Annotated in this window: 10 protein-coding genes and 1 riboswitch; of the genes, 2 read left to right on the top strand and 8 right to left on the bottom strand. The window is 62.7% G+C overall.

Features of this window, described 5'->3' with window-relative positions:
- Positions 1-512: 512 nt before the first annotated feature.
- On the bottom strand, positions 513-2654 hold the full coding sequence (locus AB5Y64_RS07240) for an ExeM/NucH family extracellular endonuclease (protein ID WP_039040358.1): 2142 nt from the start codon (positions 2652-2654) through the stop codon (positions 513-515).
- Between the two features lie 293 nt (positions 2655-2947).
- Positions 2948-3031: riboswitch (cyclic di-GMP riboswitch) on the top strand.
- A 145-nt stretch (positions 3032-3176) separates the two neighbouring features.
- On the opposite strand from AB5Y64_RS07240, the gene AB5Y64_RS07245 reads away from it, so the two are divergent.
- Positions 3177-6182 (top strand): glycosyl hydrolase family 18 protein, encoded by a 3006-nt coding sequence (locus tag AB5Y64_RS07245; protein WP_080770028.1) that lies wholly within the window; start codon positions 3177-3179, stop codon positions 6180-6182.
- Between the two features lie 342 nt (positions 6183-6524).
- On the opposite strand, the gene AB5Y64_RS07250 is transcribed toward AB5Y64_RS07245, so the two are convergent.
- From AB5Y64_RS07250 to AB5Y64_RS07280, 7 genes are all read right to left on the bottom strand, one after another.
- Positions 6525-7760: a lipopolysaccharide assembly protein LapB gene (locus tag AB5Y64_RS07250; protein WP_039040357.1), complete on the bottom strand. Its 1236-nt coding sequence runs from the start codon at positions 7758-7760 to the stop codon at positions 6525-6527.
- Between the two features lie 11 nt (positions 7761-7771).
- Entirely contained in the window at positions 7772-8407 is a 636-nt protein-coding gene (locus AB5Y64_RS07255; RefSeq protein ID WP_039040356.1) for an energy transducer TonB, read from the bottom strand.
- Between the two features lie 16 nt (positions 8408-8423).
- The gene (locus tag AB5Y64_RS07260; RefSeq protein ID WP_005327075.1) at positions 8424-8831 is read right to left on the bottom strand and encodes a biopolymer transporter ExbD; all 408 of its coding nucleotides are present in this window, start codon (positions 8829-8831) and stop codon (positions 8424-8426) included.
- Positions 8832-8898: 67 nt separating this feature from the next.
- Positions 8899-9426, bottom strand: a complete 528-nt coding sequence (locus tag AB5Y64_RS07265; RefSeq protein WP_039040355.1) for a MotA/TolQ/ExbB proton channel family protein — start codon at positions 9424-9426, stop codon at positions 8899-8901.
- Positions 9427-9436: 10 nt separating this feature from the next.
- Positions 9437-10810, bottom strand: coding sequence for a MotA/TolQ/ExbB proton channel family protein (locus tag AB5Y64_RS07270; protein WP_039040354.1), 1374 nt, complete (start codon positions 10808-10810; stop codon positions 9437-9439).
- Complete coding sequence (locus AB5Y64_RS07275; protein ID WP_039040353.1) at positions 10807-11571, bottom strand: DUF3450 domain-containing protein; 765 nt, start codon at positions 11569-11571, stop codon at positions 10807-10809. Before AB5Y64_RS07275 ends, AB5Y64_RS07270 begins: the two co-directional genes overlap by 4 nt.
- 102 nt (positions 11572-11673) lie before the next feature.
- The gene (locus tag AB5Y64_RS07280; protein WP_039040352.1) at positions 11674-14280 is read right to left on the bottom strand and encodes a TonB-dependent siderophore receptor; all 2607 of its coding nucleotides are present in this window, start codon (positions 14278-14280) and stop codon (positions 11674-11676) included.
- A gap of 110 nt (positions 14281-14390) precedes the next feature.
- On the opposite strand from AB5Y64_RS07280, the gene AB5Y64_RS07285 reads away from it, so the two are divergent.
- On the top strand, positions 14391-14663 hold the full coding sequence (locus AB5Y64_RS07285) for a hypothetical protein (protein ID WP_103259636.1): 273 nt from the start codon (positions 14391-14393) through the stop codon (positions 14661-14663).
- Positions 14664-14849: the final 186 nt, after the last annotated feature.

Raw genomic sequence — 14849 nt, forward strand, 5'->3', positions numbered from 1 at the left:
AGGATGCTGGAACGTTACGGCAGGGAGGTAAATACCAAGATGTGTTTGCATGAGGCGCTAGGGCACCCGATGCAACACGTAATTGGGACATAGCCTTTTGTTTGCCTGTCATTTGGATTTCCCATGATCTCGCCCTTTGCATTTGTCTGGCAAATGGCGCTTCACCCTGTCCGCGAGGGCATCAGCGGCTCTGGCCGCCGCTGACGGGGGTGAGGGTGGGGATTGGCGCTGATGCCGCCATGGCCATGGCGCGGGCTGCGCGATGCCATCCTCTGCCGCGCGGTGGTTGGTTCGTTCGGCAACCTGCGGGATACGCTATCCGGCCCCTGATGTCAGCACCGGGTTTCACCGTCGGCAGGGTGCCAGCCCTCCGGGAAAGGGGCGGGGTGGGGCAACAAGGTATTTATTAATCCCATGATGTGGCCCTTTGCATTTGTTTTTCAAATGGCCCTGGCACAAAAAAAGCCCGCGATCATCGCGGGCTTTGCACCTGGCATCGAGGATGCCGCGTCTTAGCGACGGCGCCGCCAGGCGAGCGGCAACAGGGCCAGCAGCAGGGCGCCCATGGCGCCGCCACCCCCCTTGCTCGCTTCCTTGAGCTTGAGATCGACGATGACGGGGTCGTGGTCTGAGGCGCTGAAGGGGTTGTCCGACTTGATGAGGTCGCCGGTGTAGGCGCTGCCATATTCGAACAGGTTGCTCTCGAAGGAGTTGATGTGCCAGTCGGCCACCGCCACCACCTTGTCAGCCAGCGCCGGGTTGGCGAGGGCGTAGTCCAGGGTGCCGAGCTCGGCCTCGTAGCTGTAGGAGATGGCCTTCTCCTGGTTGAACTTGACGTTCAGATCCACCAGGCCGTAACCCTTGGCCACCGTCTGGCCCATCTGCTCATAGGGCTTGTCGCCGATGTAGGTGTGGGAGGCGGAGCGGATCTGGCGCTCCCCCGCGACCGGCGCATAGTCGGTCAGCACCCGGATGGGATCCTCCTTGGCGTAGGAGTTGAAGTCCCCCACCAGCAGCACCTGGCCCGGCATCTTGCTCACCGCCTCCCCCAGCACCTTGGCGGCGCTCACCCGAAACTCGGTGCACTTGCCCTGCAGATCCGCAGGCTCCGTCTTGCCATCCCCGTTCTCATAGCAGCCCGACCCCTTGGACTTGAGGTGGTTGACCACCAGGGTCAGGGGGGCGTCGCTGCCCGCCACGGTGAAGCGCTGGACCAGGGAGTCCCGCTGACCGGCGCTCTTGGTGACGCCGCCCGTGGTGTAGCGCTGCTGGGGCAGGGGGATGACGTCGGCATCCCCGCTCGGGGTGAGCAGGGCGGGGCGGTAGATCATGGCCACCATGATGGCGTCGCCGCCAAAGAAGCGATCCTCCGTGAGCAGGGCCTTGGGCAGGGTGACGAAGGCGTAGTGCTTGCTCGCCTCCTTCTGCCTGGCGTTGAGGCTCTCCACCAGATCGTGGAGGGCGGCGTGCTCGTCAAAGCCGTTGTTCTCCATCTCCATCAGGCCGAGCAGGTCGGCGTCCATCTCGGTGATGGCGTTGACGATCTTGGCGCGCTGCAACTGGAACTCTTCCAGGCTCTTGGCGCCGCGGTTGCAGCCCTTGGCGCTGTCCGCATCCGCCTGATCCGCGCAGAGCACGTTGAGGGCGCCCCCCACGCTGGAGTGGCTGGTGAAGTAGTTGAGCACGTTGAAGCTGCCGATGCGAAGGTCAGTGCCATCCAGGCGGGCCGGGGCGCTCTGGCGGTCGTTGTCGCCGGTCCGCAGCAGATCCCCCGCGGTGATGGTCTGATCCCGGGGCACGATCAGGCGGTACTCGTTGTAGCTGTAGCCGACCATGGCCTCCAGATTGACCGGGGCATCGCCGATGCGCAGGTAACCCTGCTCCGGCTCCCAGGCGGGCAGCCAGGGGATCTTGCCGTCCCCCGCCTTGACGTCCGACTCGAGGAAGACCCGGTTGCTGGCGTTGGCCTCGGCCAGCGCCACGGCCTCGGGGCTGCTCGCCACATGGAGCTGGGTCGGCTTCATCAGCGGGCCGCCGTGAGCGAGCACCAGGTTGTTGCGCCGGGCGGCATAGTCGTAGCTGAAGTTGCGGCTTATCTTGAGGGCGCTGTCGGCGTCAAGGCGTACCCGCATCCCTTCGTGACGCTCCAGGGCTCGGGCCAGGGTTTCCCCCTCCAGTACCCGCAGCGCCGTGGCGGCCGGGGCGGCGCCCTGGGCCAGGGTCGTCAGGCGCGGCGTGCTGCCGTCAAACAGGGGCTTGAGCTGGGTGTGGCCGTAATACTCCTCGACCTTGGCCTCCAGACAGACCAGGGCGCCCGGCTGGATGTCCGGGTACTTGCTGGCGAAGTTCTTGTCGTTGAGGTAGACGAAAATGCCGTCCGACGTCTCGGGGTTGCCGTCCCCCTGCACATCCAGCAGGTAGAAGCCCTTGTTGAGGCTTTCCCCCAGACCCGAGACCACCGCCTTGACCGAGACGCTCCGGGCGCTTTCGAACTGATCGTCCGGGACGAGGGGGCTCTTGTCGCCGCTGCCCTGGATGGCGGGGATGGGGGTGAGGGCACTGTCGGCCGGGCAACTGAAGCCGGCGGCGTAGAGAGAGGTGGACGCGAGCGCGAGCCCCACGGCCAGCGACAGCAGGGTAGGTGTTCCTTTCATGGGTATTCCTTTTTTTATTTTTGCCAGTGTTTCCATAGCCTTGGCATCGTGGCCAAGGGCGCGCATTGTCACATTTCTGGCAGCTCTGACCAGTGAACCAACGCACATTATGAGGAGACAAAGGAGCCCATCTGCCATTTTTTGACGTGGCTAACAGTTTGATATTGATGATCTATTTGTCATCAGGTGGGAGCGAAAAGTGTGAGGCGACCAGCATTCACATATTTTCCTTCGAGAATAAAGATTGAGCAGTGGTCACTTGCTTCCTATACTCGAGCCGTTCCTCACGGAACCCAGGCAAAGGGCAAACCGGCAGTGATGCCGGGACGCAAAGCCTCCGATCTGTCCCATCCGGGCCAGACAGCGGGGTTACCCAGGGTGACTTGAGGGTTTGTGGCCCGTCCATGGCCTGTTGTCGCTCCCTTGTTCCCTGTTGCGATTGCGCTTTTCCCGGTATTGAAGCCAAGACAAAACAAGGAAGATAACAATATGCAACAGATCTTGAGGCCCAGCAGGCTTGCCATGCTGGTCGCCCTTGCGGCCGTCCCTGCCTGGGCGCAGGCCGCTTACCCCGCCTATCAGGCCGGCACCGCCTACAAGGCTGGCGACATCGTCAGCAACGCAGGCGCCCTCTATGAATGCAAGGAATTCCCTTATTCCGGCTGGTGCGGCGCGTCCCCCTACCACTATGAGCCCGGGGTCGGCACCGTCTGGGCCGATGCCTGGAAGCTGTATGGTGGCGAGGTGCCGCCGCCGGCCCTGGTCGTCGCCATCGGCTCCCCCGCCGTGGGTGCCAGCGTCAGCGAGGGGGCCAGTGTGGCCCTGGCGGTGACGCTGAGCGGCCCGGTCACGGCGCTCGCCCGGGTGGAATACCTCATCGACGGCGCTCTGGTGGCCACCGCCACGGCTTCTCCCTGGAGTGCCAGCTGGTCTGCCGCCGGTGCGGGCAATCACGCCCTCAAGGCCCGGGCGCTGGATAAAGACGGCAAGGTGCTGAGCGAGGCGGATTCGAGCTTCAAGGTCGCCGCCGTGGTGGCGCCAGAGGCGCCCAGGGTGAGCATCGCAAGCCCCGCCGCCGGCGCCAGGGTGACCCTGGGCCGCGCCCTCACCGTGAGCGGCAATGTCACCGACGCCAATGACGACGTCGCCAAGGTCGAGCTCTTCGTGAATGGCCAGAAGGTGGGCGAGGACACCAGCGCCCCCTGGCAGCTGAGCTGGACGCCCCAGAACAAGGGGCTGACCGGCCTCAAGCTGGTGGCGACCGACAAGACCAACCTCTCTGGCGAGTCGGCCCAGGTGGACGTGCAGGTGGAAGAAGCTGCCCTGCCCCCTACCGGCGGCAACCTCTCCTGCGACGTGCGCCAGATCTACCGCGCCGACGGCAGCGAGTGCATGGGGGATGACCACGGCCGCCGCGTCATCGGGTATTTCACCTCCTGGCGCACCGGCAAGAACGGCCTGCCCGCCTACCTGGTGAGCGACATTCCCTGGGACAAGATCACCCACATCAACTACGCCTTCGCGGCGGTGGACGAGCAGAGTCACACCATCAAGGTGGATGACGCCGCCACCAAGCTGACCTGGAACGGGGTGCCGGGCGCCGAGATGGATCCGGAGTTTGCCTACAAGGGTCACTTCAACCTGCTGTCCAAGTACAAGAAGCAGTACCCGGACGTGAAGACCCTCATCTCCGTCGGGGGCTGGGCCGATACCCGCGGCTTCTACGCCGCCACCACCAAGGGCGACTGCTCGGTCAACACCGCCGGCATCAACGCCTTTGCCGACTCGGCCGTGGGCTTCATCCGCCAGTACGGCTTCGATGGGGTGGATATCGACTACGAGTACCCCACCTCTATGAAGGATGCGGGCAACCCCAACGACTTCCCGCTCTCCAACCAGTGTCGCGGCAAGCTCTTTGCGAATTATGAAGTGCTGATGAAGACCCTGCGCAACAAGCTCGACAGCGCCGGCACCGAGGACGGTCGCAAGTACATGCTGACCATCGCCTCGCCGGCCTCGGCCTACCTGCTGCGCGGCATGGAGAACTTCCAGGTCACCCAGTACCTCGACTACGTCAACCTGATGACCTATGACTTCCACGGTGCCTGGAACCACTTCGTCGGTCACAACGCCGCCCTGTTCGACAACAAGGCGGATCCCGAGTTGTCCCAGTGGGGTGTCTACACCCAGGCCCAGTTTGGCGGCATCGGCTATCTCAACTCCGCCTGGGCGGCCCACTACTTCCGTGGTGCCCTGGCGGCGGGCAAGATCAACATAGGGGTGCCCTATTACACCCGTGGCTGGCAGGGGGTCACCGGTGGCACCCACGGTCTGGGTGGCAAGGCGGCGCTGCCGAGCCAGAGCGATTGCCAGCCGGGCACCGGTGGCAGCACCATTCCGTGCGGCAACGGGGCGGTGGGCATCGACAACATCTGGCATGACCTTGACAAGAACGGCAAGGAGATTGGCGGCGGCGCCGTGCCCATGTGGCATGCCAAGAACCTGGAGCACGCCGCCAGCCTCGGCATCACCACCTTGCCGAGCTACGGCCAGGCCTGGGGTCTGGATCCCAACAACCCGGCCCACGTGATGCAAGGCCAGTATGTGCGTTACTACGACGACAAGGCTCATGCGCCCTGGCTCTGGAACGAGCAGAAGAAGGTGTTCCTCTCCACCGAAGATGAAGAGTCCATGGGTCACAAGCTCGACTACATCGTCAAGCGGGGCCTCGGGGGCGTCATGTTCTGGGAGATGGCGGGGGACTATGACTTCGACGCCGCGAAGAACGAGTACGTGATGGGCAGCACCCTCACCAGCCTCGCCTACGAGAAGTTCAGCAAGGCCGACAAGGCGGCCCTGAAGCAGAATGATCTGCCGGCTCCGGCCGCCCAGCTCGACATCGGCGTGAGCCTCTCCGGCTTCAAGGAAGGGGACTCCAACTACCCGATCAACCCGACCCTCAAGCTCACCAACAAGTCGACCCAGACCATTCCGGGTGGCACCCGCATCGAGTTCCTGGTCCCCACCTCCACCTCAGACACCATCACCGACCAGAGCGGCATGGGGCTGAAAGTGGTGGAGAGCGGTGGCAACCAGAACTCGGACGGCATCGCCAATGAAAAGGACTTCCACAAGGTGGCTCTGACGCTGCCGGCCTGGAAAGCCTGGACGCCGGGCACCGACGTGGAAGTGGCCATGACCTACTACCTGCCGACCGCCGGCGTGCCGAGTGGCATGCGCCTGATTGCCGGCAGCCAGACCATAGGCCTGAAGTCCGACTTCCCGGCCCTGGCCGAGGCGGTGCTGGGCAGCAGTGGCGGTGGTGACGGCGGCAGCGGTGGCACCACCTGTGCCAGCCAGAACGTCAACCCGGCGGACTACAATGCCTATCCGACCTGGCCGCGCGGGGATCACGCCAATGGCAACGACCGCATGACCAACGGCAAGGCGGTGTGGCAGGCCAACTGGTGGACCAGCAGCGAGCCCAAGGCGGGCGATGGCAGCTGGAAGCTGGTATGCAACTACTGAGTTGTCCCGGCTGCTGTGCCAGCAGCGAACTCAGAGCGGGCGACGGCAGCTGGACGCTGGTGTGCAGCTACTGATGACCGTTTGAGCGGCAGGCCGGCACTTTGCATGGCCTGTTCTCTCGCAAGGCAATGACCCAATCCGGAGCCCAGGCTCCGGATTTTTTTGTGCCTTGCATCAGGAGAAGGAGGGGGAAAAGGGCAGGGGCGGTGCCATAAAAAAGACCGCTCCGAAGAGCGGCCAATTGCCACCAAGGCAATCTGCGGGGTGACCCCCTTGTCGATGTGTCGCGGCCCGGATGCCGAGTCGGGGAGATCCCCGTCCCGCCAGCCGGGCCGCGCAGCTTTATTGGGTGACGGCGCCGCCCTGCTGCTCTTTCAAGAAGCTGATCCAGGGGGAAGCGCGACCACTGACATTGCCGTTCTGGGCAGCCTGAGTGAAGGCGGAGAGCGCCTCCTTGGGCTTTTGCTGCTCAAAATAGGCGACCCCGGTCAGGAACTTCAGGTCCGCCCGCTGCTCGCCGCTGGCGTTGGCGGCAGGTTTGGCGGCGAAGGCCACCAGATCCTGGTAGCGCTTGCTCTGGATCATCATGCGCGCCATCTTGAGCTGCAGCTCGGCATTGGGGGCCAGCTTGTAGGACTTGGCCAGGGTGTCGATGGCCGGGTCCAGCTCCTTGGCCTGATGCCAGTAGTTGGCGAGCGTCTTGTAGTTGGCCGCGGTGCTCTCGATCTGCCCTTCCTTCATGGCTTTCTCCATCACGCGGGCGGCGCGGTGGGGAATGCCGGCGAAGGCGAGGTAGTTGGCGAGCCGCTGCAACTCGTTGGCTTCGGTCAGCATGCCGAGGTTGTAGGCCCCTTCCAGTGCCGCCAGGGCCTTGGCATCGTTGCCCGCCTGCATGTGCATGGCCGAGAGCTGGGTCCAGTACTTCTTCTTCTCCGGGTAGCGGTCCACCAGGACGGTCAGCACCTCGGTGGCCGGCTTGTACTGTTTCAGCTCGTAGTGGGCCGCCATCTTCAGCAGGTACCAGGACTCCGGCGCCTTGCCCGCGGAGAGCTTGATCGCGTTGTCCACTGCCGGAATGGCTTCCCGGTACTGCTTGAGCTGCACATGGGCGTTGGCCAGGGTGATGTAGGCGTGCGGGGTCGGCTTCTCGTCCTTGCCGAGGTTTGCGAACCACTCCTTCATGGTGTTGATGGAACCCTTGAAGTTCCCCTCCGCCATGTAGAGCTGGGCTAGGTTGTAGCGCACCTGCTGGGCCACCGGGGGCGGCAGGCCGCCGGTGGCGATGGCGTCGGCGAAGTACTTGGTCGCCTGACCGTACTTCTCCTGCTGCGCCGCCACGAAGCCCAGGGTCTGCAAAATGACCCCCTTGTCGTAGACCCGCTCGCCGGCGCCGGACAGCGCCTCCTGCAGCTTGGCATTGGCCTCGCCGTATTTCTTCTCGGTGATCAACGCCTGGGCCTTGTTGACCGCGCGGTAGGCGCGGTCAGACAGGGCGGGTTGTTCGGCGGCCCAGGTGGCGGTGCTGAGCAGCACCGCCATGGCCACCGGGGCGAGGATCAGGGTATGTAACTTTTTCATCGCCACCCTCCTTAGTTGGTCGCAAACTCGATCTCTTGCTGCATGCGACTGGCCTGCGGCTTGCCGTCCACCATGGCCGGCTTGAAGGTCCACTTGGCGATGGTCTGGCGTGCCGCCTTGCCGAGGTCATAGCTGCGGGGCTCTTCCTTGACGATGCGGATGTTGCTCACGGTACCGCGCTCGGTGACGGTGAACTCCACCAGTACCTTGCCGGACGCGAGACCGGCCAGGGCCGCCTTGCGGGGCATCATGGGCTCGAAGGTCGCCATCGGGATGGCGCCGTTGTTGCCACCCATGCCGCCACCACCGCCACCGGTGCTGTAGGCACCCAGGGCGTTGCCGCCACCGATGTTGACCGGGATGTCGAGTTTGGGCATGTCCATGGGGGAGCTCTCCATCTGCGGCCTGTCCGTGCTCGCCACCTCCATCTCGGGCGGGGGCGGCGGGCGGTTCGGGGGCGGCGGCTTGGGCAGTTCCCGTTGTTTCTCTTGCAGGGTCTCCTGAGGCTTGAGGCGGATGAAGTCGGTCATGGTGACGTCCTCCCGCTCCGTCAGCTCCCGGTGATCCGGCGTGATGAGCTTGTTCATTCCCAGGAACAGGAAGAACACCACCACGCAGGAGACCGCCAACGATATCAGGTATCTCATAGGGCTCGCTCCGGCATCAGCTGCTCTTGCTCGCCGCGATGGAGATGTTCTGGACACCGGCCATGCGGATCTGGTCCATGACCTGCACCACCAGCCCGGAACGGGACTCGGTATCGGCCTGAATCACCACGGCGCTCTCCGGGTTCTCCGCCCGCAGCCGCTCGATGTTGGCGCGCACGGCACCCACTTCGACGACCCGTTTGTCGACCCAGACCTGACCGTTCTCGCGGACCGCGACCATGATGTTCCCCTTCTTCACCGTCTCGGCCGTGCTGGCGCTCGGGCGGTTGATCTCCACGCCGGACTCCTTGACGAACGAGGTGGTGACGATGAAGAAGATCAGCATGATGAACACGATGTCCAGCATGGGGGTCAAATCGATGGCCGCCTCGTCAGCACCGCTGTCGCTGTGACGTTTTCTCATGGCAAAAAACTCCTTGCTTGTTCTGTGCCCCGGCGGGCATGGCCCGGCCGGGGATGTGCATCCTGCATCAGCCGTGTTTCAGGTTGTCTTCCAGCTTCTGCACCGCCAACTTGGCCTTGTGATCGAGCTGGTTGACAAAAAACAGGCCGGAAAGGGCGGCAATCATGCCCGCCATGGTCGGTACCGTCGCCTTGGAGATCCCCGAGGCCATCGCCCGCGGTGAGCCGGTGCCGGTGATGGCCAGGGTGTCGAACACCTGTACCATGCCCACCACGGTCCCGAGCAGCCCCATCAGCGGGCAGAGGGCGATCAGCACCTTGATGACCGGCATCCCCTTGTCCACCGCCATGGCAACCCTGGAGACCAGCTCGCGGCGGATCTGCCTGGCGGACCAGGAGAGGTGATCGGTGCGGGCCAGCCAGGCCGCCTTGGTTTGCTTCACCTGTTTGGGGTAGACCGCCATGAAGTAGAACCAGCGCTCCAGCAGCAGGGCCCACATCATCAGGGTCAGGAAGAACAGGGCGACCAGCACGTCGCCCCCCAATCCCAGAAACCGGCGGACCGACTCGACTTCTTCAATCAACCAGAACCACATGGGTGACTCCTTAGGCTGCGGCTTTGGCGGCGTGCAGACGTTCCTGGTAGCGGGCGACGAAACCGGCGCTCTGCTCTTCCAGCACCTGGATCAGACGACGGCTCTGGGTCTGCACGATGGTGTAGAGGAACAGCATGGGCACGGCCACGACCAGACCCTGCATGGTGGTCACCAGGGCCTCGGAGATACCGCCCGCCATCAGCTTGGGATCGCCGGTACCGAACAGGGTGATGGCCTGGAAGGTGGCAATCATCCCGACCACTGTCCCCAGCAGACCCAGCAGCGGGGCGACGGAGGCGATCAGCTTGATGATGCTGATGCCCTTCTCGAACTTGGGCACGTTGCGCAGGATGATCTCGTCGAGCTTGGATTCCAGATCCTCGATGTTGTCGCCACGATGGCTCTGGTAGGCCCCCAGCATCTCGCCGATGGGATTGCCCTTGATGATCTGATCGGATTTGAGCTGCTTGCGCATGGATCCGCCGATGAGGGAGAGGCGAGCGCCGCAGAACAGTGCCAGCAGGGTACCGAGCACGCCGAGTACCATGATGACGTAGCCCACTTCACCCCCTTGATCGATGCGCTCCTTCAGGGTCGGCGACTGCACCAGCAGGGAGAGGATCACGCCGCGGGACGGATCGACGAAGATGGGTTCGACGCTGCCGCCACCTTGTTCAAAGTCGGCGATGGGTTCCAGCACTCCTTTGTCGGGTTGGCGGGGCAGCTGTTCGAACTTGCCGGTCTCCGGCACGAAGGTGAGGTACTTGCCTTCGGAGACGGTGTTGAACTCGCCGATCTGGGTCACGGTCTTCTGGGCCTGGTTGCCTTCGCCATAGACCACGGTGGCCGGGATCTGGCTCACCTTGCCACCGTCGACCATGCGGCTGAGGGTGGTGGTCCAGAAGGCGGTCAGGTCATCGCTGGAGGGCAGCTCCTTGCTCTCGGCCAGGCGGGTCAGCAGGGCGGTCTGCTCCGGATGCTCGACCCGGCGGGCAGAGGCGTTGAAGATCCCCTTGAACTCGCCGGCGAACTGGCGCAGCACGCCAAACATCTCGCCCATGTTGCCGGAGCGCTGGCGCAGGGTTTCGGTCAGCTCGGTGAGCTGCTTGTCGTTGGCATCGAAGGTGGCCTTGAGCTTTTCGCCCCTGGCGACTTCGGCGGCGAGATCCGCCTTGGCCTTGGCGAGCAGGGCCCCTTGTTCGTTCTTGTCAGCCAGGAAGCGGGCTTCCCGCTCCTTGTTGAGCTGGGATTCGCTGGTGCTGGCGGCCTTGACCTGATTGAGCAGGGCGTTGAGATCCACCGGCTTCTCGGCGGCGGTCACCGGCAGGGTGACCAGGGTAGCGCCCGCGATCAGCGAGGCGATGGCAAGTTTGATTCCTTTCATGATGCTTTCTCCGCAGTTTGAACCGGCAGCTTGATGAGGGCGGGGGGCGCCTGCTTCTTCGCGATGCGAAGGCCTTGTTCAACCGCACTGCGATACTCCTGGGGCAGTACTTCCCACTGGCGGGTCTTCTTGTTCCACATGCCGGTCTCGTTGCCATCCGGGGACTGGTAGAGCAGGGCGATGCGCCCGACCCGCAGGAACTCGTAGGTCTTCTCGTCCCCATCCTTGTCCAGGCTCGCCTTGTAGGCTTCGATGGTGCGGCTGAAGCCCTCCTCGATCTGGTAGGCCTCGAGGATCTTGCGGTACTTCTCGGAGATGGTGACGTCGGCCCGGTTCATGAGATCGGTCAGGGCCGCCACGCGGTCCTCACGCTCCACCTTCTGGAACGGCAGGTCCAGGGAGACGAACTGCTCGAGGGAGTCGATCATCTTGAGCATCAGGGGCACCACTTCGGTGCTGGTCTGGTCGATCTGGGCGATCTGCTTTTGCATGGAGGCGAGTTCGGCGCTCTGGGAGTCGACCATCTTGCCCACTTGCTCGTTGTAGGTGCGCAGGCTGTCGGCCTGGCGCAGGGCGGCCTTGTACTGGGCCAGGGCAGACTCGGCAGACTCGGCGTAGCTGTCGATCTTCTGCTGGGAAACTTTGGATGCATTGTCGGTGGCGGCTTGAGCGTCCACGGCCTGGCTGGCAGAGGCGGCACTCAGATTGAAGCTGGTCAGCAAGGCAGCCGAAATCAGGCTGCCGAGGAGCGCTTTCTTCATTGTAGTTGTCCTTGTTTTCATAGGATTACCCTATCTCCGTAACTTCCTTGGGACCTTGGGCAAAGCCGGCCCGAACGGGCCGGCTTGTGGTTTGCTGGTGGATTAGAACTTCTGGCTGTAGTCGAGGTAGTAGATGCGACCGTCGATGCTGTAGAGCTCGTCGTCATAGGTGAAGCCATCGCTCTCGAGGGACGGGCCCACGTTGAACATGTTCTTCACGCCGACCTGGATCTTGCCGTTCCAGGGCGCTTCCACGCCGACGTTCAGGTTCCAGGTGGTCTGGGACGCGATGTGGCCCACTTCCTCACCGGTATCGGCGATGTAATCCTGGCTCTGGGAGTCGATGTAGTTCGCGCTCAGGTAGGTATCCATGTTCCACCATTGGGGAACGTTGACACCCACACCGGAGCTGAAGCGCATCTGGGGCAGACCGTTCTGGCCGATCTTGTCGATGATGGGACCACCGGCGTACAGACCTTCCTTGTATTTCAGGATGTAGGTACCGCCCAGGTCATAACGCACGGTGGCGTAGTTCAGGTCGTAGGTGTAATCCACCTTCAGGTCGAGGCCGGAGGTCTCGAGGGTCCCCAGGTTGACCATGGGTGCGATGGCGTTGCTGATCTTGCCCTGGCTGTTGCGGGTGATGCTGCTGGAGCTGCCGCTGTTCAGTTCGTCATAGATGAGAGACTGCAGGGAGTTCAGCTGGATCACGTCCTCGATCTTGATGGTGTAGTAGTCCAGGGAGAGGTTCAGGTCATCCACCGGGCTGTAGGCCACCCCGAAGTTCCAGGTGTCCGCGGTCTCTTCCTTCAGATCCTCGTTGGAGGTACGGGTGGTGTCGTACTGGCGGTTCGGGCAGTCAGCCGCGGAGATGCCGTTGGCCTCGCAGTAGACGTAATCCTTCGCCCAGTCGGCAGAGAAGGAGTCAGCCGAGTAGAGATCGCTCAGGCTGGGGGCGCGGAACGAACGGGACCAGGAGGTGCGCAGCATCAGGTTGTCCAGCGGCTGGTAACGCAGGCTCGCCTTGGGGGAGAAGGCGCTGCCGAAGTCGCTGTACTTGTCGAAGCGACCGGCCACGTTCAGCTCGATCTGCTCGGTGATGGGCACCAGGGACTCGATGTAGGCGGCAGTCACGTCACGCACGCCACCGGAGGAGTTGCCGGAGGAGCCGATGATGTTGCCGGCTTCGGACTGGGCGTCGTATTTGTCGGCATAGACCCAGTCGTTGTACTCGGCACCGGCGTACCAGCTGACCGGACCGGCCGGCAGTTCACCCATGTCCCACTGGACACCGGCGTACCACTGGTAGAAGTCCATGGTGGAGCGGCGGCTGGTGTCGGCGGCCATGGAGGCCGTGGTGGAGGCGTCGAACTCGCCACCGACGAACTTGCCGTCGGCGACCGCCTGCTGGGCGGCGGACTTCAGCACGTAACCGGTGCCGTTCTCCTTGTTGTCGGTCTTGGAGTACATGTAGCCGGCGTTCCACTGCATGTCGCCGACGCTTTCGGTGGCGATGGTGCCTTCGAAGCCGAGGTTCATGCTGCCGGTGGTGTCGGTGACATAGTTGTCACGGGGACCGACGTTGCTGAAGCGGTAGTAGGCGTAGGCAGCCTCACCCAGACCCTGGGTGGCGGCGGCATCCAGGCCGTTGTCGGCGAAGAACTGGGCGTTCTTCGGGTTGGCCGGGTCAATGGTGAAGGCACCGGCGGCCGGGGCGAAGCGGCCAAAACTCTCGACTCGGGAGCCGATGATCTGCGGCACGAAGTCCACATTGTCGTTGATGTGGTAGCGACCGTTCACGTACAGGGTGTCACGGCTGCGGGAGGCCGTGGTGGCCGCGACCTGGCCGTAGTTGAAGTTACAGCCGCCCTCGAACCCGACGAAGGGCTCCTTGCATGAACCGTCGGCATTGGTGGCGCCGGCCAGGGGGCCGTATTTCCAGATGGGGTCGCCGTTGGCGTCAAGACCCGTGATCCCTTCCACGTTGCGGCCGTAGGGGCTGGGGGAGTCGTTGCCCTGTTTGGAGAGATAGTCACGATCCCGGGCGTAGATGACGTCCTTCTTGTCGTGCTCGTAGACCGCCATCAGGGAGCCCTTCTCGCCGGCCACCCCTGCCACGATGGAGCCGCTCTTCTCGTCGCCGCCCTCTTCGCTCGGGGAGCCGATGCGGCCCTGGAAGTCCAGCCCTTCGTAGCCCTCTTTGAGCACCACGTTGATCACGCCACCGATGGCGTCGGAACCATAGATGGCGGAGCCGCCGTCCAGGTTGACCTCGACCCGCTCAACGGCGGCCATGGGGATGGTGTTGAGGTTGATGGAGGTGCCGCCCATGGTGGGGGAACCCGCTACCCGCTTGCCGTTCAGCAGAACCAGGGTACGCTCGGAACCCAGGCCGCGCAGGCCGACGGTGGATTGGGACTGGAAGGAGCTGCCGGAGGCAGGGGAGACGCCGCCAAAGGAGTTGTAGGAGGCTTGCTTGAGGTAATCGGCGACGGTCTGCTGACCGGATTGCTCGATTTTCGCCTTGGTCACGGAGACGACCGGGGTGGCGCCTTCCACATCGACCCGGGAGATCCGCGAGCCGGTGACCTTGATTTTTTGCAGTTTTTCTACGTTCTGGCCCTCTTCGGCCAGGACAGGGGTGGCCACAACTGCCGCGCTCGCCAAGGCAAACGCTACGGCAGCAGAGAGTCTGCTTTTCCTAAGCATCGCTAGTATCCTTCCTGATTGTTTATTGTTTGCTTCCATTACCGCCCTCGTTGGAGCGGTGCGTAAGGCTTATCAAGGTTTGGTGATGGACGTCAAATGGAGCGGCGGGGATGGGGGCAGCAGAGGGAATTAGATGGGAATATGCACTTGATGGAATATTTTTGGCGTTTTATTCCGTAAATGTTGCGTCAACTTATGTAAAGATGTTGTTAAGTTCGATTTTTACAATTTTATTGATTATTTTTGAACTTATCGATAAGTCGCTTGTCACTCCGGTGCCGATATCGAGAAAACGGTTTTTTGCAGTATTTTCATCTGCTTTTATGGCGAGAGCGTTTTCCGGGGAACGGATGGTGGGGGAGGCTATCCCTCTTCTTTTATAGGTAAATGAGAAAACAACCCGAATTATCATTAACTTGTTGATTTTATTCTGCTTGATTTGGATTAAAACACCTGTGTAATTAATTTTTTAATAATTAAAATCGAGTTGGACGGGTAGGCGTAGCAGTTTTTTATATTGAAGTTGGTTTTTTTGGAAAAAATCATCCGCGGGATATGCTGCGGGGGGA

Origin of the sequence: Aeromonas sp. R5-1 (assembly GCF_040908265.1) — a bacterium.
Lineage (GTDB): Bacteria > Pseudomonadota > Gammaproteobacteria > Enterobacterales > Aeromonadaceae > Aeromonas > Aeromonas caviae.